This is a genomic window from Micromonospora sp. NPDC049497, from assembly GCF_044465805.1.
GTDB lineage: Bacteria > Actinomycetota > Actinomycetes > Mycobacteriales > Micromonosporaceae > Micromonospora.
This window is the reverse complement of the sequence record NZ_JBITMC010000013.1, coordinates 88817-110587: the sequence shown is the minus strand read 5'-3', so window position 1 is coordinate 110587 and position 21771 is coordinate 88817. Positions and strand designations below refer to the sequence as shown.

Annotated in this window: 20 protein-coding genes; 9 read left to right on the top strand and 11 right to left on the bottom strand. The window is 73.9% G+C overall.

Features of this window, described 5'->3' with window-relative positions; all coding sequences use genetic code 11:
* Positions 1-2: 2 nt before the first annotated feature.
* The 3 genes from ACIBR0_RS19045 to ACIBR0_RS19035 are packed head-to-tail and all read left to right on the top strand — an operon-like array spanning position 3 to position 4419.
* Positions 3-2756 carry an ABC transporter permease gene (locus ACIBR0_RS19045; RefSeq protein WP_396717256.1) on the top strand — a complete coding sequence of 918 codons (2754 nt, stop codon included), beginning with the start codon at positions 3-5 and terminating at the stop codon, positions 2754-2756.
* Positions 2753-3721, top strand: coding sequence for an ABC transporter ATP-binding protein (locus ACIBR0_RS19040; RefSeq protein ID WP_396717254.1), 969 nt, complete (start codon positions 2753-2755; stop codon positions 3719-3721). Before ACIBR0_RS19045 ends, ACIBR0_RS19040 begins: the two co-directional genes overlap by 4 nt.
* Complete coding sequence (locus ACIBR0_RS19035; protein WP_357040423.1) at positions 3721-4419, top strand: ABC transporter ATP-binding protein; 699 nt, start codon at positions 3721-3723, stop codon at positions 4417-4419. The genes ACIBR0_RS19040 and ACIBR0_RS19035 overlap by 1 nt, the downstream gene beginning before the upstream one ends.
* Here ACIBR0_RS19035 and ACIBR0_RS19030 read toward each other — a convergent pair whose 3' ends face one another.
* Positions 4420-4878: a hypothetical protein gene (locus tag ACIBR0_RS19030; protein WP_357040420.1), complete on the bottom strand. Its 459-nt coding sequence runs from the start codon at positions 4876-4878 to the stop codon at positions 4420-4422. It lies immediately after the preceding gene.
* A gap of 120 nt (positions 4879-4998) precedes the next feature.
* Here ACIBR0_RS19030 and ACIBR0_RS19025 point away from each other — a divergent pair, with 120 nt between their 5' ends.
* Both ACIBR0_RS19025 and ACIBR0_RS19020 read left to right on the top strand, forming a co-directional pair.
* The gene (locus ACIBR0_RS19025; RefSeq protein ID WP_396717251.1) at positions 4999-6702 is read left to right on the top strand and encodes an acyl-CoA dehydrogenase family protein; all 1704 of its coding nucleotides are present in this window, start codon (positions 4999-5001) and stop codon (positions 6700-6702) included.
* A gap of 49 nt (positions 6703-6751) precedes the next feature.
* Positions 6752-7117 (top strand): VOC family protein, encoded by a 366-nt coding sequence (locus tag ACIBR0_RS19020; protein ID WP_396717249.1) that lies wholly within the window; start codon positions 6752-6754, stop codon positions 7115-7117.
* Between the two features lie 27 nt (positions 7118-7144).
* Here ACIBR0_RS19020 and ACIBR0_RS19015 read toward each other — a convergent pair whose 3' ends face one another.
* Complete coding sequence (locus tag ACIBR0_RS19015) at positions 7145-8143, bottom strand: tyrosine-type recombinase/integrase (RefSeq protein WP_396717247.1); 999 nt, start codon at positions 8141-8143, stop codon at positions 7145-7147.
* Between the two features lie 74 nt (positions 8144-8217).
* Here ACIBR0_RS19015 and ACIBR0_RS19010 point away from each other — a divergent pair, with 74 nt between their 5' ends.
* The gene (locus tag ACIBR0_RS19010; protein ID WP_396717245.1) at positions 8218-9192 is read left to right on the top strand and encodes a helix-turn-helix transcriptional regulator; all 975 of its coding nucleotides are present in this window, start codon (positions 8218-8220) and stop codon (positions 9190-9192) included.
* A 47-nt stretch (positions 9193-9239) separates the two neighbouring features.
* Here ACIBR0_RS19010 and ACIBR0_RS19005 read toward each other — a convergent pair whose 3' ends face one another.
* From ACIBR0_RS19005 to ACIBR0_RS18980, 6 genes are all read right to left on the bottom strand, one after another.
* A complete protein-coding gene (locus ACIBR0_RS19005; protein WP_396717243.1) occupies positions 9240-9671 on the bottom strand; it encodes an Hsp20/alpha crystallin family protein in 432 nt (143 codons plus the stop codon).
* Between the two features lie 161 nt (positions 9672-9832).
* Entirely contained in the window at positions 9833-10243 is a 411-nt protein-coding gene (locus tag ACIBR0_RS19000; RefSeq protein ID WP_396717241.1) for a DUF6069 family protein, read from the bottom strand.
* 74 nt (positions 10244-10317) lie between these two features.
* A complete protein-coding gene (locus ACIBR0_RS18995) occupies positions 10318-10791 on the bottom strand; it encodes a MarR family winged helix-turn-helix transcriptional regulator (protein WP_396717239.1) in 474 nt (157 codons plus the stop codon).
* A gap of 49 nt (positions 10792-10840) precedes the next feature.
* On the bottom strand, positions 10841-11365 hold the full coding sequence (locus ACIBR0_RS18990) for a DUF2087 domain-containing protein (protein ID WP_396717237.1): 525 nt from the start codon (positions 11363-11365) through the stop codon (positions 10841-10843).
* 63 nt (positions 11366-11428) lie between these two features.
* A complete protein-coding gene (locus ACIBR0_RS18985; protein WP_396717236.1) occupies positions 11429-11824 on the bottom strand; it encodes a cupin domain-containing protein in 396 nt (131 codons plus the stop codon).
* 41 nt (positions 11825-11865) lie between these two features.
* Positions 11866-12375: a DinB family protein gene (locus ACIBR0_RS18980; RefSeq protein WP_396717234.1), complete on the bottom strand. Its 510-nt coding sequence runs from the start codon at positions 12373-12375 to the stop codon at positions 11866-11868.
* Between the two features lie 126 nt (positions 12376-12501).
* Here ACIBR0_RS18980 and ACIBR0_RS18975 point away from each other — a divergent pair, with 126 nt between their 5' ends.
* The 3 genes from ACIBR0_RS18975 to ACIBR0_RS18965 all read left to right on the top strand — a co-directional run bounded on the left by ACIBR0_RS18975 (position 12502) and on the right by ACIBR0_RS18965 (position 17159).
* A complete protein-coding gene (locus tag ACIBR0_RS18975; RefSeq protein ID WP_396717232.1) occupies positions 12502-13965 on the top strand; it encodes a hypothetical protein in 1464 nt (487 codons plus the stop codon).
* 122 nt (positions 13966-14087) lie between these two features.
* Positions 14088-15890, top strand: a complete 1803-nt coding sequence (locus ACIBR0_RS18970; RefSeq protein ID WP_396717230.1) for a TIGR03767 family metallophosphoesterase — start codon at positions 14088-14090, stop codon at positions 15888-15890.
* Positions 15891-15962: 72 nt separating this feature from the next.
* Positions 15963-17159: an erythromycin esterase family protein gene (locus ACIBR0_RS18965; protein ID WP_396717228.1), complete on the top strand. Its 1197-nt coding sequence runs from the start codon at positions 15963-15965 to the stop codon at positions 17157-17159.
* Positions 17160-17222: 63 nt separating this feature from the next.
* Here ACIBR0_RS18965 and ACIBR0_RS18960 read toward each other — a convergent pair whose 3' ends face one another.
* The 3 genes from ACIBR0_RS18960 to ACIBR0_RS18950 all read right to left on the bottom strand — a co-directional run bounded on the left by ACIBR0_RS18960 (position 17223) and on the right by ACIBR0_RS18950 (position 21754).
* On the bottom strand, positions 17223-17762 hold the full coding sequence (locus ACIBR0_RS18960; RefSeq protein WP_396717226.1) for a DUF1062 domain-containing protein: 540 nt from the start codon (positions 17760-17762) through the stop codon (positions 17223-17225).
* Positions 17763-18031: 269 nt separating this feature from the next.
* The gene (locus ACIBR0_RS18955; protein ID WP_396717224.1) at positions 18032-18766 is read right to left on the bottom strand and encodes a VOC family protein; all 735 of its coding nucleotides are present in this window, start codon (positions 18764-18766) and stop codon (positions 18032-18034) included.
* A 66-nt stretch (positions 18767-18832) separates the two neighbouring features.
* Positions 18833-21754, bottom strand: a complete 2922-nt coding sequence (locus ACIBR0_RS18950; protein WP_396717222.1) for a D-arabinono-1,4-lactone oxidase — start codon at positions 21752-21754, stop codon at positions 18833-18835.
* Between the last annotated feature and the right edge of the window lie 17 nt (positions 21755-21771).

The following is a 21771-nucleotide window of genomic DNA, read 5'->3' as shown; positions in this document are numbered from 1 at the left end:
GGGTGAGGGCGGGAATGCGGCAGGACGGCCGGGTGCGGGCCACGGTCGCCCGGTGGCTCACACCGGTACGGGAGCCGGCACGACGGGTCCGTGTCTTCGGCGGGCACGCCGGCCTGCTGGCCGTGTTGGGCCTGGTGGCGGCGGTGCTCCTCACGGCCGGGCCGCGCCTGTCCCACGAGTACGCCGACCGGGGACTGCGCGCCGACGTGGCGGCGCTGCCGCACCTGTCCCGCGACCTCACCATCGAGGTGCAGCAGTTCCCCGACACGGCCGAGGACATCGGCCCCGGCGAGCTCGACCGTTTCGCCAGGGCCCTGCCGCAGCCGCTGCCCGGCCTGGTCGACCAGCGCTGGTTCGCCCAGACGATCGGCACGGACCGGCTCGTCGCCTCCGGCCAGGAGCCGCCGCTGGACGGCGGCGCGGTCAAGCAGTTCGGCCTGTCCGCGCAGAGCGGGGTGACCGAGGCGGCGGACCTGCGGGAGGGTGCCTGGCCCCGCTCGGCGCCGGGACAGCCCGCCCAGGTCGCCGTATCCGTTCGGGTCGCCGAGGTGCTCGCGCTGCGCACCGGCAGCCGGCTGGAGGTGACCGGCCGGAACAGCGCACCGCTGGTGGTCAGCGGGATCTTCGCACCGCGAGAGGCCGGCGACCCGGTCTGGGACGACCTGACCTACGCGCTGGAGCCGTTCGTCCCCACCGACGACGGGGAGCCGTACATCGCGGTGGCGGTCACCGACGCGCCCGGCGTCGCGGCCGTGTCGGCGGGCACCGCCACCCCCGTGACGTACGGCTGGCGCCACCGCTTCGACGAGCGGCTGCTGAACACCGGCGACCTGGACGCGGTGACCACGGCGGTCGCCGACGCCCGGCGTACCGAGTGGCTGCCCGGCTCGGTGGTGCAGACCGGTCTGGACACCGCCCTGGCCGGTTTCGCCGAGCAACTCGCCTCGGTGCAGGCCCTGGTGGCCGTGGTGCAGGCCGGGCTGCTGGCCAGCCTGTTCGGGTTGATCCTGCTGGCGGCCGGTCTGACGGTGCAGCGCCGCCGGGAGGAGCTGGCGCTGCTGCGCTCCCGGGGCGCGTCGGTGGCGACCATCGGCCGGCGGCTGCTCGCCGAGACGGTGCTGGTGCAGCCGGCCGTGGTGCTCGCCGGCTGGTGGGTCGGCACGCGGGTGCCGGGTCGGGCCGGCGGCGTCGGATGGGCGGTGCTGGGGCTGGCGGTGCTGACCTCGGTCGCGGTACCGGTGCTGGGGATGCTCGAGCAGCGCACCGTCACGTTCGTCGCCCACCGGCAGGACCTCACCCGGGCCCGGCCGTCGGCGCGCCGGCTGACCGCCGAGGCCGCCGTGGTGGCCGCCGCCGTGGTCGGGGTGCTGCTGCTGCGTCGTCGCGGCCTGGACACCGACGACGGGGTCGACCTGTACCTGGCGTCGGTGCCGGTGCTGCTCGCCGTCGCGGTGGCGCTGGTGGCGCTCCGGGTGCTGCCGTGGCCGCTGCGCCTGCTGGACCGGCTGGCCGCCCGGGCGCGGGGGGCGCTGCTGTTCCTCGGCGCGGCCCGGGCCGGGCGTGGCGCCCCGGTGACCATCGGCCCGCTCGCCGTGCTCATCGTCGCGGTCAGCACCGGCGTGTTCAGCGCGGTGGTCACCACCACCATCGACCGGGCCCGCGACCGGGCGACCGACCTGTCCGTGCCCGCCGACGCCTGGCTGACCGGGTACGCGTTCACGCCCGACACCGCCGACCGGCTCGGCCGGGTCGCCGGAGTGGACGCGGTGGCCGGGGTGTGGACCGATGGCAACCGGCGGGTGCTCTCCGGCACCACCGCGGGCGCCCGCACACTCGGGCAGGCCCGCGTGCTGGTGGTCGACGCCCGGGCCTTCGCCGAGGTGGCGCGGCGCAGCGGCGTCGACGTGGACGTGCCGGCCGTGCTGCGCACCGCCGCCCGCGGCGACGGGCCGGTGCCGGCGGTGGTCTCCCCCGACGTGGCCGCCGACCTGCCCACCGGCGGTGCGGCGGACGTGCAGAACCGGCTGTTCCCGTTCACCGTGGCCGGCGTCGCCGACACCTTCCCCGGGCTGGGCCCGGACGGGGGCCGGTTCATCGTGCTGCCCTGGCAGGCCCTCACCGAGTACGCGGACACCCCGGTGATCCCGAACCGGTTCCTGCTGGCCGGCGAGGACATCGCCGTGGCGGAGCTGCTGCGGGTCGCCGACGACGCGCAGCGGGAGCGGCAGTCCGCCGTGCTGGGCTCCGAGGTGCGGGAGCCGGAACTGCCCGCCGCGCTGGACACGTGGCAGGCGCGCCGGCAGGGCCTGGAACGCACCGGCGTCAACGAGGTGCTCACCCTGGCGTTCGTGGTGGGCGCCGCCGGCGGCACCGGGCTGGCCGTGCTCGCGGTGGGCTTCGCGGTGGTCGCCGACGCCCGCGGCCGGGGGCGGGTGCTGTCGCGGCTGCGCACCATGGGCCTGTCCGGCGGGCAGGGCCGGCAGCTGCTGGTGTACGAGCTGGTGCCGCTGGTCGGCGCCGCAGCCCTGGCCGGCGGCGCGGTGGGCGTGGCGCTGCCCCGCCTGCTCGGCACCACGCTCGGGCTGTCCACGTTCACGCCCGGGGTGACGCCCCGCGCCCAGCTGGACCCGATGGTCGTCGCCGGGGTGCTGGCCCTGGTGGTGGTCGGTTTGCTGGCCGGGCTGGCGGTCGAGAATCTGGCGAACCGGCGGATGCGTCTCGGTGAGGTGCTCCGCGTGGGAGAGGAGAACGCATGACGGTCGTCGACAACGCGCCGGACCTGGCGACCCTGCAACGGCGGGCCGCGGAACGGGCCGCCGCCCGGGCCGGCGGCACCGACCGGCTGCGCGGGCACATCGTCTGCGACGGCCTGGTGCGGATCTTCACCACCGAGGGGGTGGAGGTCGTCGCGTTGCAGGGCCTGGACCTCGTGGTGGACCAGGGTGAGCTGCTGGCCATCGTCGGCGCGTCCGGGTCCGGCAAGTCCACCGTGCTCAACATCCTGTCCGGGCTGGACGTGCCGACCGCCGGGATCGCCCGGGTGGCCGGCTACGACCTGCTGACCATGTCCCCGCGCAAGCGGCTCGCCTACCGGCGGCACACCGTCGGCTTCGTCTGGCAGCAGACCGGCCGCAACCTGCTGCCGTACCTGTCGGCGCGGGAGAACGTCGAGCTGCCGATGCGGCTGGCCGGGCGGCGCGGTCGCAGGCTGCGTCGGCGCGCGGTCGAGCTGTTGGAGATGGTCGGCGTCGGGTACTGCGCCGACCGGCGGCCGGGGCAGATGAGCGGCGGCGAGCAGCAGCGCTGCGCCATCGCCGTGGCGGTGGCCAACGACCCGGAGGTGCTCTTCGCCGACGAGCCGACCGGTGAGCTGGACGAGGCCACCGCCGGTGAGGTGTTCGCGGCGCTGCGCGCGATCAACGCCGAGCTGGGCGTCACCATCGTGGTGGTCACCCACGATCCGCAGGTCGCCTCGCAGGTCCGACGGACCGTCGCGATCCGCGACGGCCGCACCGCCTCCGAGGTACGCCGCTCGGCGCGCATCGGCGCCGACGGCGTCGAGGAGCTGGTCACCGAGGAGTACGCGGTGCTGGACCGCGCCGGCCGGATGCAGCTGCCGTCGGCGTTCGTCGACGCACTGGAGCTGCGGGACCGGGTGAAGCTGACGCTGGAGCCCGACCACGTGCAGGTGCGCCCCGGCGCGGACGCGAAGGAGAAGTGATGGGCGACGAGCTGGTACGTGTCGAGGGCGTCAGCCGCGAGTACCGCACCGGCGGGCAGGTGGTGCACGCCGTACGGGAGGTGTCGTTCACCGCCGGCCGCGGTGAGCTGGTGGCGGTCCGGGGCCGCTCGGGCGCCGGCAAGACGACCCTGCTGAACCTGATCGGCGGGCTGGACAGGCCCACCGCCGGGCACATCCACGTCGCCGGGCGGGAGGTCACCGCGGTCGGTGAGCGGGAGCTGCTGGCCCTGCGCCGCGACGCCATCGGGTTCGTGTTCCAGTCCTTCGGGCTGATTCCGATCCTGTCCGCGGCGGAGAACGTGGGGGTGCCGATGCGGCTGGCGAAGGTGCCGGCCGCCGAGCGGGAGCAGCGGGTCGCGGTGCTGCTGGAGATGGTCGGGCTGGGCGGGCACGCGGCGCAGCGGCCGTACGAGATGTCCGGCGGGCAGCAGCAGCGGGTGGCCATCGCCCGGGCCCTGGCCAACGACCCGCCGCTGCTGATCGCCGACGAGCCAACCGGCCAGCTGGACTCGGAGACCGGCCGGGCGGTGATGGACCTGCTCCGGGCGTTGGTGCGCGCACGGGGGATGACCGCCCTGGTGGCCACGCACGACCCGACGCTGGTGGAGCTGGCCGACCGGGTGCTGGTGCTGCGCGATGGCCGGCTGACCGAGGAGACCGTGCCGGTTCCCGCCTGATCAGTACGGGTCGCCGCAGACCCGCCAGCCGCCGTCCTCCTTCACCACCGACAGCTCCCGCTGCTCGACGGCGCCGGTGTCGCGGGTCAGCCGGACCGTCACCGTGCCCTCGGGGCGACCCCGGCTGGTCGCCACGGACACGTCGACGATCTCGTAGTCGTCGACCAACGGCGGGGTGCGCATCCAACTGGTGAACCCGATCGGGCTCCATCGGCTGCGGGCGTCGGCGCACAGCCGCTTGTACGCGCCGTCGGTGTCGCCGACGGTCACCGACCGCAGGAACCCGTCGGCGGTCTCCCGCACCGGACCACTGGCCTGGGTGACCACCTGCACGTTCCAGGCGCCCAGCCCGGCCACCCCGACGCAGCACAGCGCCACGCCCACGCCGGCGAACACCAGGCCGGCGCGGACCGGCCGGTGCCGGCGCGCCGGCCGGCTCCACCGCTGCTCAGCGTCCACCCGTCGACCGTAGAGAACGGGCCGGGGCGCGCGCAGGAAAGTCGGCCCTGTCGCGGTCGCCGCCGGATCGTCTACCGTCGGCGCACACCCCTGACGTCCCCCGTGCGAGGAGCCGAACCGATGAGCCGCTTCGTACAGCCGGTGCCCGCCCCCGACGACCCGTACGCCGGTGACCGGCTGCTGCGCTCGTGGCTGGAGCGGCAGCTCGGCCCGGCCGGGCACGCCGCCGCGAAGGGCCGTCTCGCCGACCTCGCGGCCGACGTGACCGGACCGCTTCGGTCCGCGCACGCCGACGCGGAGGCGCACCCGCCGACGCTGGTCCGCTACGACGCGTGGGGCGCCCGGGTGGACCGGATCGAGACCTCCGCCGGGTGGCGCGAGCAGCGGGCGGCCGCCGCGCGGCACGCCGTGGTGGCCCTGCCCTACCTGCCCGCGGCGCGCGGCACGTGGGGGGCCGCGGCCCGGGTGGTGCAGCACGCGCTGCTGCACCTGTACGGGCCGGAGTCGGCCACGTTCTCCTGCCCGGTCGCGATGGCGGACGGCGCGGCGGCGCTGCTCAGTCAGCCGGAGGTCGACGCGGAGGTGCGGGACGCCTGGCTGCCCCGGCTGATCTCCACCGACCCGGACACGGCGATCACCAGCGGGCAGTGGATGACCGAGGCGCAGGGCGGCTCGGACCTGGCCCGCTCCACCACCACCGGCCGCCCCGCGGCGGACGGCTCCTGGCGGTTGACCGGCGAGAAGTGGTTCTGCTCGGCGGCCGACGCCGCGATGGCGGTCGCGCTGGCGCGGCCGGAGGGCGCCGGGCGGGGCAGCCGGGTCCTCGCCCCGTTCCTGGTGCCCCGGTACGCCGCCGACTCGCCACTGGCCGGCGGGATGGCACCGGACGCGCCGGCGCCGGGGGTGACGGTGCACCGGCTCAAGGACAAGCTGGGCACCCGCGCCCTGCCGACCGCCGAGATCGGGCTGCACGACGCGTACGCCCTGCCGCTGGGTGACCCGGCGGTGCCCGGTCTGGTCCGGGCGATGACGCTGGTGGTGGTGACCCGGGTGCACAACGCCGCCGCGGCGGCCGGGGGGATGCGGCGGGGCCTGGCGTACGCCCGCGCCTACGCCGAGGCCCGGCACGTGGCCGGGGGGCCGCTGTCGACGAATCCGCTGCACCGCGCCACCCTCGGCACCCTGGCCGTGGACGCGGCCGGCGCGTTCGCGCTGGCCGGGCACGCGTTCGCGCTGCTCGGCAGGGTCGAGGTGGGCACCGACCCGGAGGCGGCGGCGGAGCTGCGGATCGTCGCGCCGCTGGCCAAGCTCGCCACCGGGCGACTCGCGGTGGGCTCCGCGAGCGAGTACGTGGAGAGCTTCGGCGGCGCCGGCTACGTCGAGGACACCGGGGTGCCCCGGCTGCTGCGTGACGCGCAGGTGCTGCCGATCTGGGAGGGCACCACCAACGTGCTCGCGGTGGACGTGCTGCGGGCGGTCGCCCGGGAGAACGCCGGGGCGCCGCTGCTGCGCCGCCTCGACGGCGCCGCCGACCTCGCCCGGCCGCTGTCGCCGGTGCTCGCCGACACGCTCACCGCCGTCGCCGGCGAGCTGCGCGCCGACCTGGCGGCGGTGGCCGCCGACCCGGGTGCGGTCGCGGTGGTGGCGGGCGCGCGCGGGCTGGCCCTGCGCATGGCGTACGCGCTGACGGCCGCGCTGCTGGTGGAGCACGCCGCGTGGGGCGACGAGCAGGCCGAGGTGGCCGCCCTGCTGTGGACCCGGCGGTGGCTGCGCCACGAGGAGATCGCCGCCGACGCCCACCACCACCTGGACCTGCTCGGTTGACCGGCGTACCTGACAGAGGATGACAGGTACGCGGGGCAGACTCTCCGGCATGACAGTCACCGCCGACCTCGCCATGGTCAACCTCGACAGCTCCGACCCCGTCGCGCACGCCGCCTTCTGGCAGCGCGTCCTCGGCGGGGAGATCACCCACAGCGAACCCGGGTACGCGATGGTCACGGCCGCCGGCGTGGCCATCGGCTTCGGCCTGGTGCCCGGCTACCGGCCGCCGGCGTGGCCGGACGAGACCGGCGACAAGCGCTTCCACCTCGACCTGTACGTCGACGACCTGGACCTGGCCGCGAAGGAGTTCGTGGCCGCCGGCGCCACCCGGCCGGACTTCCAGCCCGGCGACGGCCGGTGGGTGGTGCTCGTCGACCCGATCGGCCAGCCGTTCTGCATCTGCCGGCGCGGCTGACCGTACCCTCCGGGTGCGACAGTGGGGTCAGCCCTGACGGCGGGCGCGGGCCGCCCAGATCGCGTACGCCGGGTCCCGGTCCAGGTTGTGCCGGTCCCGGTCGTACCGGCGGGTGGTGCGCGGGTCGGCATGGCCCATGGCGTCCTGCACGTCCTCCAGCGGCACCCCCTCCGCGCGGGCGGTGGTGGCGAACGCGTGCCGCAGTGAGTGTGGTGACAGCTTGGCCCACGCCGGGATGCCGGCGGTCCGGGCCAGCCGGCGTACCAGCCGGAACACCGAGTGCCGGTCCAGCCGTGCGCCGCTGGCGGTGACCAGCAGCGGGCCGGTCAGGTCCTGCACCGTCACGCCCCGGTCGGCCGCCCGCTGCGCCAGGTACGCGTCGAGGGCGTACGCCGTCCCGGGGGTGAGCGCGCGCCGGCGTGCCTTGCCGCCCTTGCCGATGAACCGGACGCTGCGGTGTCCGCGCTCCGCGCCCAGGTCGGCCAGGTCGAGCGAGACCAGCTCCCCCACCCGCAGGCCCAGGTCGGCCAGCAGTGCGATGGTGGCGCGGTTGCGGGCGGCGGTGGGGCCGGTGTCGGCCTCGGCGGCGGCGAGCAGCGCGTCCACCTCGTCCGGGGTGAGCCCCACCGTCGCCGAGTGGTCCCGGTCGATACGCGGTCGGTCCGCGCCGGCCACCGGGTTGGCGTCGACCGCCCGCAGCTTGACCAGGAAGTCGTACCAGCTGGACAGCGCGGACAGGCGGCGCGCCACGGTGGCCGGGGTCAACGGTCGGCCGCTGCGCACCGCGAGGGTCGACTCCAGCGTGCGGGCGTACTCGTTGACGTGCAGGAAGTTCGCCCACAGGGGATCGAGGTCCCGGGCCGCGCACCAGGCGAGCCAGCCCGCGACGTCCCGCCGGTACGCGTCGCGGGTGTGCACCGAGAGTCGCCGGTTGCGCAGCCACGCCTCGGTGAAGTCGGTCGGTCCGGCGGGCAGGGCCGGGCGGGCCGACGGGCGGGACCGCACCGGAGCGTCCGAGGAGAGCATGTGAAAAAGGTTCTCAGCCCCGGGTCGGAAACCCGTGGAGGCGCGCCCGACCGGCCGACGGGTACGGTCGGGCGGTGCGTGCGAGTCGGCTGGTGTCCCTGCTGCTGCTCCTGCAGACCCGGGGCCGGATGACCGCCCAGGAGTTGAGCGCCGCCCTGGAGGTGTCGATCCGCACCATCTACCGGGACGTCGAGTCGCTCTCCGCCGCCGGGGTGCCGGTGTACGCCGAGCGCGGCCCGGACGGCGGCTACCAGCTCCTGGACGGCTACCGCACCCGGCTGACCGGGATGACCGCCGGTGAGGCCGAGGCGCTGTTCCTGGCCGGCGTCCCCGGCCCGGCGGCCGAGTTGGGCCTCGGGTCGCTCCTGGCCGCCGCCGAGCTGAAGCTGCGGGCCGCGTTGCCGGCGGAACTGGCCGACCGGGGCGGGCGGATCCGGCAGCGGTTCCACCTCGACGCGCCCACCTGGTTCCGCGAGCCGGAGCCGACGCCACACCTGGCCGCCCTGGCCGGGGCGGTGTGGGAGGACCGGCGGGTCCGGGTGCGCTACCAGCGGTGGAAGCAGCCGCGCGAGGTCGTCCGGGAGCTCGCCCCGCTGGGTGTCGTGCTCAAGGCGGGACGGTGGTATCTGGTCGCCGACGTCGGCGGACAGGTACGCACCTACCGGGTCGCCGCGATCCTGGACCTGGCCGTCCTCGACGAGTGGTTCGAGCGCCCGGCCGACTTCGACCTGGCCCGCTGCTGGCAGGAGCACGCCGAGCTGTACGAGCGCGGCGTGTACCGCGCCGAGGCGCAGGTGCGGATGACGGTGGCGGCGCTGGAACTGGCCACGCACGTCTTCCCCCCGGCGATGAGCCGGGCGGCACGCGCGGCGGCGGGTGAGCCGGACGACCAGGGCTGGCTGCCGACGACGGTGCCGATCGAGTCGGTGCGGCACGGCCACGTCGAGCTGCTCAAGCTCGGTGCCGAGGTGGAGGTGCTCGCCCCCGCCGAGCTACGGGACCTGTTCCGGGGCACCGCGAGGGCCCTGGCGGCGCTGTACCCGACGTGACGACGCGCCCGCGGGACCGGTGCGACGTCCCGCGGGCGCGGTCCCGCTCAGGCGTGGATCTCCTTGCGTCCGTTGCCGTTGCCGCCGGCGGTGATGGTGACCCGGCGGGGCTTCGCCCGCTCGGCCACCGGGATCCGCAGCGTCAGGACGCCGTTGTCGTAGCCCGCCTCGAGCTTGTCGGTGTCGAGGGTGTCGCCGAGGAAGAGCTGGCGGGTGAAGGTGCCCATCGGACGCTCGGCGGCGACGAGCTCGACGCGGTCACCGGTGGGCCGGCGGCGCTCGGCGCGGACGGTCAGCACGTTGCGCTCCACCGTGCAGTCGATGCTGTCGGGGTCGACGCCGGGCAGGTCGAACGCGGCGTAGAAGTACTCCCCGTCGCGGTAGGCGTCCAGGTGCATCATCGCCGGCCGGGCCGCGGTGCCGAAGAACTGCTCGGCGAGCCGGTCGATCTCACGGAACGGGTCGGTACGCATCAGCATGGTCGTGCCTCCTCGGGTCTCCTGGCCGAAGGTCTCGGGTTGAGTCGAGACGACTCAACTTCCTCTTCAGTATTTAGCGCGCCCCGGCGCGGTCGTCAACCCCGACGCCCGTACTCAGGCGTCGGCGCCCGCGACGGCCTGTCGCGGGCGCCGGGTCGGGGTCAGCGGCGGGTGGGCAGGATCGGGATGAGGACGGCCGCGACCGCCAGGTGCATGGCCCCGAGCGCGAGCTTGGCGCCGGTGGAGGCGTCGGCCCCGAAGAGGGGCAACAGCGACACCACGGCCACCACCGCGGCGAGGACGGTCCAGATGAGCGTCGCCCGGTGACCGGCGAAGCGCTCGAGGACGACAAGCGCCGCCCAGCCCACCAGCGACGCGCCGAGGGAGAACACGACGACCATCGCCAGCCCGACCTCCATCGCGGGACGGCCGGGGGTCGTCACCGTCCAGTCCACTCCGGCGACGGCCCCGATCACCCAGATCAGGACGCAGGTCGCGACGGCGGCGAGGACGCCCAGGGCACGCCGGCGGACGGACGAGGTGGTGGTGGCGGGCTGCGCGGTCGCGCTCATGGATGCTCCTCGGTCGCGGGTTCCACGAGAGCGACCGTAGCAGATGGTCCCGATCGAAACCATCTCCTGCGGGATCAACACCCGGGGCGGCTGCCCGGACCGCACGGCCCGGCACCGGAGAGTCGTCCGGCGACGAGGTTCTCCAGTGACCGCAGCAGCGCCTCCCGCTGCGCCGGCGGCAGGCCGGCGAGCACGTCCTGCTGGATCCGCGCGGCGATCTCCTGGGCCCGGTCGAGCACCGCGACGCCCTGCTCGGTCACCTCCACCAGGCGTGCCCGGCGGTCGGTGGGCGACGGGCGGCGGCGGGCCAACCCGGCGGCCTCCAACTGGTCGAGCGTCACGACCATGGTGGTCTTGTCGATGCCGCAGGCCTCGCCGATCTGCCGCTGGGTGAGATCCCCCGCCCGGGCCCGCAGCAGGACGTGGTGCGCCCGGGGCGAGATGCCCAGCTCCGCCAGCCCGGCGGCGTGCTCGGCCAGCAGGGCATGGCTGGCCGAGGCGAGCAGGAACATCAGGTCGGGAGCGCCGCCCGGCGAGCACGAGGACATTCCCCGAGGTTAACAACCGTTTGGAACGGGATCGTCTCCGCGTGGAGGATCAGCCGGTCCGCCAGTAGACCCCCTGCTCCCGCCTCAGCAGGTGTTCGTCGACCAGGTACCGCCGCAGCGTCACGTGGTCCGACCCGCCGCCGGCACACCAGGCGCGCAGCGTCTCGTCGACCGCGCGCTCCGGATACCGCACCCCGGGCTCGAACGCGGCGGCGATGTGCACCAGCAGGACCCGACGTCGGCCCCGCTGCGCCGGCAGCCCGACCAGGACGCCGTCGCGCACGAAGGTCCGCAGCACCCGCTCCCCCGCGTCGACCGGCCCGTCAGCCGGCGCCGACGGCGACGCGTCCCGGGCGGCCTCCCGCAGCCACCCGCCGTCGACCCGCAGGTGGCCCTCGTCTCCGGTGACCACACCGACATCGCGCAGCCGCCGCAGGGCGGTGACGACCTCCCGCGTCGCCAGGCCGGTGCGGGCGGCGACCGCCGCCCGGTCGGTGTCGCCCAGCACGATCGCCGCGAACACCGCTCGCCGTCCGTCGTCGGCGAGCGCACCCGCCAGCACCTGCGCAGTCACGCCCGTCACCCTGCCAGGGGTGTACGCGTCCCGCCAGGCGATATCGCCCCGCGGGTGCCCCGCCTACAGCGCGTGCCCGGTGGTCGCGTCCACATGATCCGGCACCGGGTCGTGCCGGTCCCCGACACTCGACGTGCCGGACGGCTCGAACATCAGGATCGACGCCCCACCGGGCGAGGACGGCCGGTGCTCCACGCCGCGCGGCACGACGTACACGGCGCCGCGGGGCAGCACCACCTCCCGCTGCTCGCCGCCCGGCCGCTCGCGCAGCGCGATGCGCAGCTCGCCGTCCAGGACGAGGAAGAACTCGTCGGTGTCGTCGTGCGCGTGCCAGACGTGCTCGCCGGCCACCTTGGCGACGCGGACGTCGTAGTCGTTGACCCGGGTGACGATGCGGGGGCTCCACAGCTGGTCGAATCCCGCCAGCGCGGCCGCCAGCTCGATCGGCTCGTTCTTCATCGGACCATCCTGCCGCACCCGTGCCGGCGACGGTCGCCCCGTCACTCGCCGGTCGGGCCGCCGACCAGCTCGACGACGATGTCCAGGTGCCCGACGTGCCGGGCGTACTCCTGCACCAGGTGGAACAGCACCCGCTCCAACGGCGGCGGTTCCGCGCCCTCCCAGCGCGGGCCCGGCGCGCCGGTCGCGTCCAGGTCGGCGGCCTCCACCACCGCCCGGGTGTGCGCACCCTGCGCCCGCAACGCCTCGACGAGTCCGTCGCGGCTCTCCTCCGGCGTCACGTGCCACCGCCCGTCGCGCCGGTCGCCCCACGGCTCCCCCACGTCGCGGCCCTCGAAGCCCCACTCGATCCAGCGCAGCTCCACGTACCGCAGGTGCTTGACCAGCTCCAGCGGCGTCCACGCGGAGGAGAGCCGGCTGCGGCGCAGCTCCTGCTGCGGCAGTGCCATGACCTTCTCGATCAGGGTCGACCGGAAGAAGTCCAGGTAACGCAGGAACACCTCGGTACGTCCGGCGGCCGGCACGGTGGGGGAAGGAAACGGCAACGTCACCACGCCATTGTGCGCCGCCGGAGATCACCGGCGGGTCCCGCCCGGCGCTGCGGCCCGACCGGACATGCGGCAGAGTGGCAGCCGCGACCGGCGGCGGCCGGTACGCCGAGAAAGGAGGCGGTGTCCGTGGAGGGTCCCCACGGGGTGGTCTTCCCCCGTACCGGCGAGGGCCGCAGCACGTCCGCGCTCGGCCGCCAGGTCGTCGCCGACGCCCTGCGCGCCGTGGACCCGGTGGGAGCCCGCGCCGCCGAGCACGAGACGGACTGGCGGCACGGCTACCTCGGGCACTTCCGCCGCCTCGTCGAAGCCGGCCTGCTCTCCCGGGAGGCGGCGCTCACCATCGCCCGCGACGGGCTCGCGTCCCTGCACACCCGGATGACCGTGGTGGACGACGGGGGCCGGGAGGGACCGCTGGCCGACGTGTTCGCCGCACCCGCGCGCCACGAACCGCTGGCCACCGCCACCGTCGAAGGCGACGGCACCGTCGAGCGGGAGTTCTCCCTGCCGTACCGGGGCGAACGCCTGCGGGGCGACGCCCTGCGCCGGCGACTCGACACCTGGGTGACCGACGGCGTGGTGGAGCCCTCCTGCGCGGAGGCGGTCGCCACGGTCGTCGCCAACCCGGACTGGCTGGACCTTCGCGACCAGCGGATCGTGGTGCTCGGCGCGGGCGCCGAGATGGGTCCGCTTCCGTCGGTGCTGCGCTGGGGCGGCGACGTGGTGGCGGTGGACCTGCCCCGCCCGGAGATCTGGCGCCGACTGCTGCAGACCACCCGCCCCCACGGCGGACGCCTGCACCTGCCGGTACCGGCCGGCACCGGCACCGACGACCCGACGCTGATCAGCCGCGCGGGCGCCGACCTGCTGCACCGCCTGCCGCAGGTCGCCGAGTGGCTCCGCGGGACCGAAGGGCGGCTGGTGCTGGGCAACTACGTCTACGCCGATGGGGCCACCAACGTCCGGGTCGCCACCGCCGTCGACGCCCTCACCGACCACCTGAGCCGCGAGCGGGACGACGTCGCGCTCGCGTTCCTCGCCACCCCCACCGACGTGTACGCCGTGCCCGGCGACGCGGTCCGGCACGCCGAGCGCGGCTACGCCCGTCGCGGCGCCGCGCGCCGCGCCCTGCGGGTCGTCTCCGGCGGTCGGCTGCTGCACCGCAACTACCCGCCGGGAGCGGACCCGGGTGTGAACGACAGCCTGGTGCCGCAGCAGGGACCCAACTACGCCCTCGCGAAGCGCCTGCAACGGTGGCGCGCGACCGTCGCCCGTGAGCAGGGCACCGTCGTGTCGTTCACGGTCGCCCCACCGACGCGCACCCGTTCGGTGCTGCGCAACCGGGCGCTCGCCGCTGCGTACGCCGGGGCGCACCGGTTCGGCATCGAGGTGTTCGAGCCGTCCACCAGCAACACGCTGATGGCCGCACTGCTGGTGCACGACCTGCGCACCGGCGGCGGCCCCGCCCACGACCAGCCCTGGCAGGACGAGGCGTACGCGGCGGCGCACGGCGGGCTGTGGCGCGTGCCGTACGCCCCGCGCAGCGCCCTGGGCCTGGCCGTGCTCCTCGGCCTGGGCGGCGCACGGGCCTGAGGGGGCGGACCGACGTCCCGTGAGGACGGGTCGTCGGGGCTATTGCGCCCACGGGCAGCGAGCGCCATCGTTCTTCCAGGAGCTGGTGCTGCCCGTGGCGCTGCGATAGCTGGGAGAGCCTGATGCCGATCAGCAGGAGAGCGATACTCGCCGGGATGGTCGGCGGCGCCGGTGGCGCAGCCCTCGGCCTGTCCCCGTTCCCGCCCGCCCGGGCGTTCGCCAGGCCCACGCCGTGCATCGCCGGTACCACTCTGGAGCACACCATCACCCGGGGAGCGCCGGGCGCCGGCGGCTACGCCACGCTCCGGCTCGCCGAGGGCGAACCGTTCCTCGTCCGTGCCGACCTCGGTGGGGTTCCTCGCGAGCGGGCGGGCCTCACCGGTCGGGTGGTGACCTGTTTCGCGCAGCTCAGCGACCTGCACGTGCTGGACGTACAGTCGCCGGGGCGGTTCGAGTTCTTCGACCGGTACGGCAGCCTGCCCGGTCTCGACGACCTGAGCAGCGCGTACCGGCCGCAGGAGCTGCTCAGCGCCCAGGTGGGCGACGCCATGGTCCGACAGTTGCGCCGGGTGCGCGGTGGGCCCGTCACCGGCGCTCCGGTGCGGTACGCGGTCGTCACGGGCGACAACACCGACAACTGCCAGCACAACGAGCTGCGCTGGTACATCGACCTGCTCGACGGCGGCGCGGTCCGGCCCGACTCCGGCGACCCGACGCGGTACGAGGGTGTGGCCGACGACGCCGCGCCGGATCCGTACTACTGGCACCCCGAGACCGGCTTCGGCCAGGCGACCTCGGTCCACGGTTTCCCCGTCGTGCCGGGCCTGCTCGACGCCGCGCGCGCCCCGTTCCAGGCGGCCGGGATCGGCGTGCCGTGGTACTCGGTCTACGGCAACCACGACGGGCTCGTCCAGGGCAACGTGCCCGCCTCGCCGCTGCTGCAACAACTGGCCACCGGCCCGCTGAAGCTGACCAGCCTGCCACCGTCGATCCTCGCGGCGCCGATTCCGGCGCAGATCCAGTTCATCCTCGGGCTGCTCGCCCAGGACCCGGCCGCGGTGGCCCTGATGCTCTCCTCCGGCGGGCGCCGTTTCGTCACCCCCGACCCCGCCCGACGGATCGTGGACCGGGCCACCACCGTGACCGAACACTTCGCCACGACCGGCACGCCGGTCGGGCACGGCTTCACCCCGAGGAACATCGCCGACGCCACCGCGTACTACACCTTTGACGCCGGCCGGGTACGCAACATCGTGCTGGACACGGTGAACAGCGCCGGCGGGCCGAACGGCTCGATCGACCCCGTCCAGTACGCCTGGCTGGAGCAGCAGCTGCAGAGGGCGAGCAGCCGCTGGCTGTCACCGTCGGGCGAGGTGGTCCGCCGGCCGGGTCGGGCCGACAAGTACGTCGCGATCTTCAGCCACCACACCATCGACAGCATGGACAACGTGCCGGCCGGCAGCGACCGGATCGGTGGCGAGCAGGTACGCGCCCTGCTGCTGCGGTACCCCAACGTCATCCTCTGGGTCAACGGGCACACCCACCGCAACGAGGTCCTTCCCCACGCGCGCCCGGCCGGTGCGCCCGTCGGCGGCGGCTTCTGGGAGGTCAACACCGCGGCCCACATCGACTGGCCCGAGCAGTCCCGGATCATCGAGCTGGTCGACAACCTCGACGGCACGCTCTCCGCGTTCTGCACCATCGTCGACCACGCCGGGCCGGCCGCCGGGAGCGGGCTGTCGGGCACCGTCGCACTCGCCGCGCTCTCCCGGGAGCTGTCGGCGAACGACTGGCAGGGCCGGGCCGACCTCCGGCGCGGTGAGCTACCGGACCGCAATGTCGAGTTGCTCATCCCGTCGCCGCTGGCGACGGTGAGGGCCCGGTCCGGCGGGGCCAGCGAGCTGGCTTCGCTGCTGGCTGGTTGAGGGTTTCGCCGCGCTGCTCGGCCGACATCGCGGACAAGTTTCCACCGGCGGTTCAACGATACCGTTGAGGGAATGACTGCTGCTATCGCCGACGCCGCCCATGCCGTCGACGCTGCCACCGTCATGGGCCTGCTCCCGGCCCGGCCGCGGATCCTCGCCCTGGGTGAGCCGACCCACGGCGAGGACGTCCTGCTCGACGTACGAAACGACCTCTTCCGGCAACTCGTCGAGCAGGAGGGCTACCGGACGATCGCCCTCGAGACCGACTGCCTGATGGGCCTGGTCGTGGACGACTACGTCACGTCGGGCACGGGCATCCTCGACGAGGTCATGGAGCGCGGGTTCAGCCACGGGTGGGGCGCGTACCGGCCCAACCGCGAGCTGGTGCGCTGGATGCGCGCGTACAACGACGGAAGGCCCGTGGCGGAGCGGCTGCGTTTCGCCGGTTTCGACGGCCCGCTGGAGATGACCGGCGGCGCGAGCCCCCGGCAGGCCCTCACCGCACTGCAGGCCTACCTCACCGCCCGGGTCGACGCCGACCTGCTTCCCTGCACCGCGGAGACGCTCGACCGCCTGCTCGGCGCCGACGACCGGTGGACCAACCCCGCCGCGATGAGGGATCCGTCCCGGTCCGTGGGGCGGACGTCCGAAGCCAGAGAGCTACGACTGCTCGCCGACGACCTGGTCGCCCTGCTCGACACGCAGATGCCCCACCTCATCGCGACGTCCTCGTCGGACGACCGGGACCGGGCGCGCCTGTACGGTCGTACCGCCACCGGGCTGCTGCGGTACCACTTCTGGCTGGCCGACACGTCACCGAGCCGCCTCACGCGGCTCTGCGCGCTGCGCGATTCGATGATGGCCGCCAACCTGCTCGCCCTCGCCGAGCGCGGCCCGACCCTGGCGCACGCCAACAACGCCCATCTCCAGCGGGACAAGAGCGGCATGCGGATGGGCGGCCAGCCGCTGGAATGGTGGAGCGCCGGGGCGATCGTCGATGCCCACCTGCGCCAGGGGTATGCCTTCCTGGCCACGGCCCTCGGCACGATCCGCCACCACGGCGTGCAGACCCCACCCCCGGACACCATCGAAGGGCTCCTGTACGCGCTGCCGGAGGACCGGTACGTCGTCGACGCCCGCCGACTCGCCGCCACCATCGGCGACACGCCCGCCCGCGTGTCCCCCTGGTTCGGCTACGCCCCGCTGAACCCGGCCCACGTCGCCGGCACCGACGGGATCGTGTTCGTCAAGGACTCCCCGCCGAGCTAGCCCCTCACGCGTTCAGCGGGGCGTCGCCGGGCGGGCCACCTGGCCCACCCGGCGATATCCCCGTCAGTCCCCGGCCATCACGATGAAGGCGAATCCGGTCCTCGTCGAACGCCGCAGCGGAACGTCGCACTTGACCCGGCGCAGTACCTCGTTCCTGCTGAGCCCCAGCCCGTGCGCGATGAGCCGTTCCGGGCGCACCGGTACCGGATCCTCGAAGACGACCTCCACCTGGACCGGCCACGCCTCGTCGAGCCAAGTCGACGGGGCGTCCAGCCGCCAGGCCCCCGTCCAGTCCAGGCTGAACCGGTTACGCCGGGCCAGCAGCGGATCCAACAGCCTGGACGCCACCACGTCCGGATCGTTGACGTGGTAGCCGTGGAGCTCGGCCGGATCGAGGGATCTGACCGGCGCCCGCTCGTGCACGGTGAGCTTGCTGGTCCGATCGCACGATACGCAGCGGACCAGCAGCCACACGTCCAGCAGGTTGCCGTTGGCGTTGACGCGAAACCTGCCCTCGCCGGTGGTGGCCGACTCCGACCGGCAGTCCACGCACCGCAACGACAGCAGGGGCAGCCTGGTCCGACGAACGAACCAGGGCAGCACGATATGAGGTTGTGAAGACATGATCTCTCTCTGGACCTGACACGAGGCCGATTACGCGCGCGGCCTCAGACGCTGTACGGCCGGGCGCACGAGGGCAGCCCGGTGAAGCCGACGGGAGCGTCGGCTACAGGTGAGCGCGGAAAGGTGTCAGGTCTAGAGAGCAGGCGGGGTCACGCGGTTATGTCCTCTGTCCTCGGTGCCACGGGCCGCAGGCAACCTACGGGCACGCGAGAGGGAGGCTCAACCGGTTTTCCGAGGGTCGGCAGGCGTCAGCCCGGCGCGAGGACGCAGAACTCGTTGCCCTCCGGGTCGGCGAGGCACCGCCACGACACGTCGCCCTGGCCGACGTCGGCGCCGGTGGCACCGAGGGCCTCCAGCCGGGCCACCTCAGCCGCCTGGTCATCGCCCGGATACGGCCTCAGGTCGAGGTGGACGCGGTTCCACACGGTCGGCACGGGCGTGCGAAGGAACTCCAGATACGGCCCGACACCCGCGGCCGAACGCAGCACCGCATGATCATCTGTCACCTCGTGCAGAGTCCAGTCCGTCGCCTCGCCCCAGAACCGGGCCATGGCCCGCGGATCGGCACAGTCGACCACCACCGCGGCGATCGGCCCGGTGTCCCGGTAGACCTCCCGGGGCTCCAACACGCAGAACACGTTGCCCTCCGGATCGGCCAGAACCGTCCACGGGACATCGCCCTGGCCCACATCCGCGGGCGTCGCACCGAGATCCTTCAGGCGCGCCACCAACTCCGCCTGATGGGCCGCGGAGGTGGTGGCGAGATCGAGGTGCACGCGGTACTTCACCGTCTCGGGGTCCGGGACGATGACGACGTCGACGCAGACGGCCGCGGGGTCCGGGTAGGTGAAGCCCTCGGGTTCGATGTTGGTCACACCGGGTCCCTCGCTGGACAGACCCCAGCCGAGCGCCTCCGCCCAGAACCGGCCGAGGGCCGAGTCATCCCGCGCCTTGACATTCACCTGAACAAGTCGCAGTGCCATGCCGCCCAACCTATGCCGCGGGACACCCTCACGGCTCACCGGATCGGTAGCTGCCGGTGGCTCGGCTCAGGGAAGGAGCCCCCGGGTGCGGGCGAAGTCCGACCAGAACATCTCGTTGCCATCGGACAGGGCGCGGATCACCGGCTGCCAGCGCCCGAGTGAACGGTCCTCGCGGACCACGCGCGCCTCGGCGGGAGCGTGCAACTGACCCCAGTGCGGCACGGCGTCGAAGTCCCGGACGATCTCGTGCAGCCGCTCCTTGAAGGCGGCGTTGCCCCGGAGTCCCCGGAAGGTGTAGATCTCGACGTGGCAGGTCTGGTCGAACTTCTGCATGCCCAGAGTGGCCCGGGTTCGGCCGGTGAAGCGCAGATTCAGGTTCACGACGAGGGCGTCCGGCCCACCGCGCCGCTCCCGGATGACCGCGAGCAGCCGGTCGACGAATGCGACGGCCCTCGACGCCGCCACCGCGTACTCGAAACTCTCGATCAGACGCTCGATCTCGTCGTGGTTCTGCGCACCGTCCTGGCCACAGCCGGGCTGGTCGGTCGACACCCGGAAGCTGTTCCCGACGAACGTCCGCACCGGTCGCACCCGATCCGTCTCGCGGCTCTGGAACAGGTCCACCAGCACCCGACCGGGCGCGATGAACGCGCCGATGGCCCACAGCAGGTTGATGGCGGTGGGCAGGACGTCGGCCACCCGGCGGGAGTCGTGCGGGTCGACCGCGGCCAGGTTCAGCTCGATGAGGAGCCGGTGGGCGTCCTCGACGGGCTGGAGCGCCTCGATCGTCTTCCGCACCGCCAGCGGCGGAGCGACCAGACTGAGTACGGTGATCTCCGCTGTCGTACGGGCGACGTAGTCGCCGATGGCGGCGAACAGGACCCCGAGCGCGCCCGGGCCGAGCAGACCGACCACGGCGGCGATCTCTCCCGTCGACAGCCCCGCCGACGCGGCGGGCATCCGTACCGCTGCTGTCGTCTCGTCCCGCACGGTGACCCGGCAGCTCGTGTCCGACGGGTTGACGTTGATTTCGAGGAAGCGGGGGCAACGATCCGGAAAGGCCAGGTCCTGGATCCGCCGCTGGGCCTGTGACCAGCTCTCCGCCGTGGTGGTCGAGCGCAGCCGGAACGCGGGCCGGCACTCCAGGACGACGGAGTAGATGACCCCGGCGCAGCCCATCGCCACCAGAGCGGCGTTGAACCACTGGTCGTCGTAGACGTTCTTGATGCTGGGGTCGAGCACACCCCGGGCCCGTGCCCTGTCGAGCACGTCCTTCGTGGTGAGGCTGCCGGACGCCGGTTCGATCCACCACTGCTGACCGCCGGGAGCGACGAGGTGGATCGCGCGGACCGCGTCGGCGATCGGGGGCAGCGACACGTCCGCGCCGTGCACGCCGGTGCCGAGGACGCCGGCCAGGGACTGGCCCCGGCTTCCGCCCAGCGTCGGGAGGGCGAGACCGAGCCGGTCGAGCCGGCAGTTCAGGTCGAACAGCTTGATGCCGGCCTCGACATGCACCAGCCGCGAGCCGGCAGTGGCGGCGCGATCGTCGACGATGTCCGGCAGCAGGCCACCGAGCGTCGCGGTCAATCCTGACGTGTCGATCACCGTACCGGTGTCGTCGCCCACGGCGCACTCCGTGTACGACCATCCACTGCCCGTGACACCGGCCCGGGTTCGGATGGCGCGTACCGCACCGACCAGCTCGGTCAGGTTGCCGGGTCGCACCGTCGGCACCGTCCGGCCGATGTTGCGGTGCCAGTTGACGAACGTGGTGGCGGTGAACCTCGGGGTCGCGGCCGAGCCGGCCGAGGGTTTGACCACAAGAAGCTCGTTGCGGCCCCCGCCCGTGAACCTGCCGACGCCGGCGATGACGTCGCTGCTGTCCAGCCGCCAGCCACCGAGGTCGGCTCCGTACGGGTGCAGGCGTCGGCAGCGGAACCTGTTGTCGGCACCGACGCTCATCACACCGATCCCCCAGCCACTGCGGATCACGAAGTCCGCAGGCGTGTCGGCCGCCAGGTCGCCGGCCGCCAGCACGGGGTTGTGCAGGGCGTCGACCACCCAGCCGTCGACGCGGGTCCCGTTGGGGGTGAACGCCCGCCGGGCAAGTCCGCCGCCGGTCAGTGCGAGCACGTGCAGCCCTCGGTGGTCGCTGACCAGGATCTCGTCGGCCGTCGCCCCGCGGAACCGGTCGGCGACCGCGAAGTCGCCGGGTCCTTCCAGGACGTAGCCGGAGAGGTTGGCTCCGGTCCGGTGCGCGGCGACGGACACCAGGGCACCGTCGACCAGCTTCAGGACGGCGATGCCGGTTCGACCGCTGATCAGGATCTCGTCCTGGCCGTCGCCGTCCAGGTCGGCGATGAGGCGTATGCGATCGCTGTCGGTTCGGAAGGTCCAGTCGCCGAGCCGGCTGCCGGTCGGTGCCATGAAGATGGAGGTGCCCTCCTGCAACGAGACGAGCCCGATTCCCCACGGGCTGGTCAGCACCATGGCCTCTCGGCCGTCGGCGCCGAAGCGTCCGCTGCCGTGGTAGCGGTTGTCGAGGGTGGACAGGACCCAGCCGCCGAGGCGGGTCCCGTTCAGGTGCAGGCGAGAGGGTGCCAGGCCGGTTGCGGTACGCGCCAACGTCGTCAGGCCGATGTCGCTCCACACCAGCACCTCGTGGTGTGCCGAACCGGTGAAGTTACCGATCGCCACGATCCGGTCGCGACCGGGTCGGTTGGTGGCGTCGTAGCGCCACCGGCCGAACATGGTGTCGCGGGGCGCGCCGAACGGGCAGCGGAAGCCACGGCCGTCGTGGTGCAGAACGCCGATACCCCAGTCGCTGGTGACGACGGCCTCGGCCCGACCGTCACCGCTGAGATCGCCGACGCCCCGGATGTGCTGGCCGGCCGGGTCGAAGTTCCATCCGTCGATCCAGGCGCGATGGGGATGAACGGCGCGGGACACCAGCCCGCTGTCGAAGCCAATGACACCGATAGCCGTCATGGTGCCTCCTCGTCGAG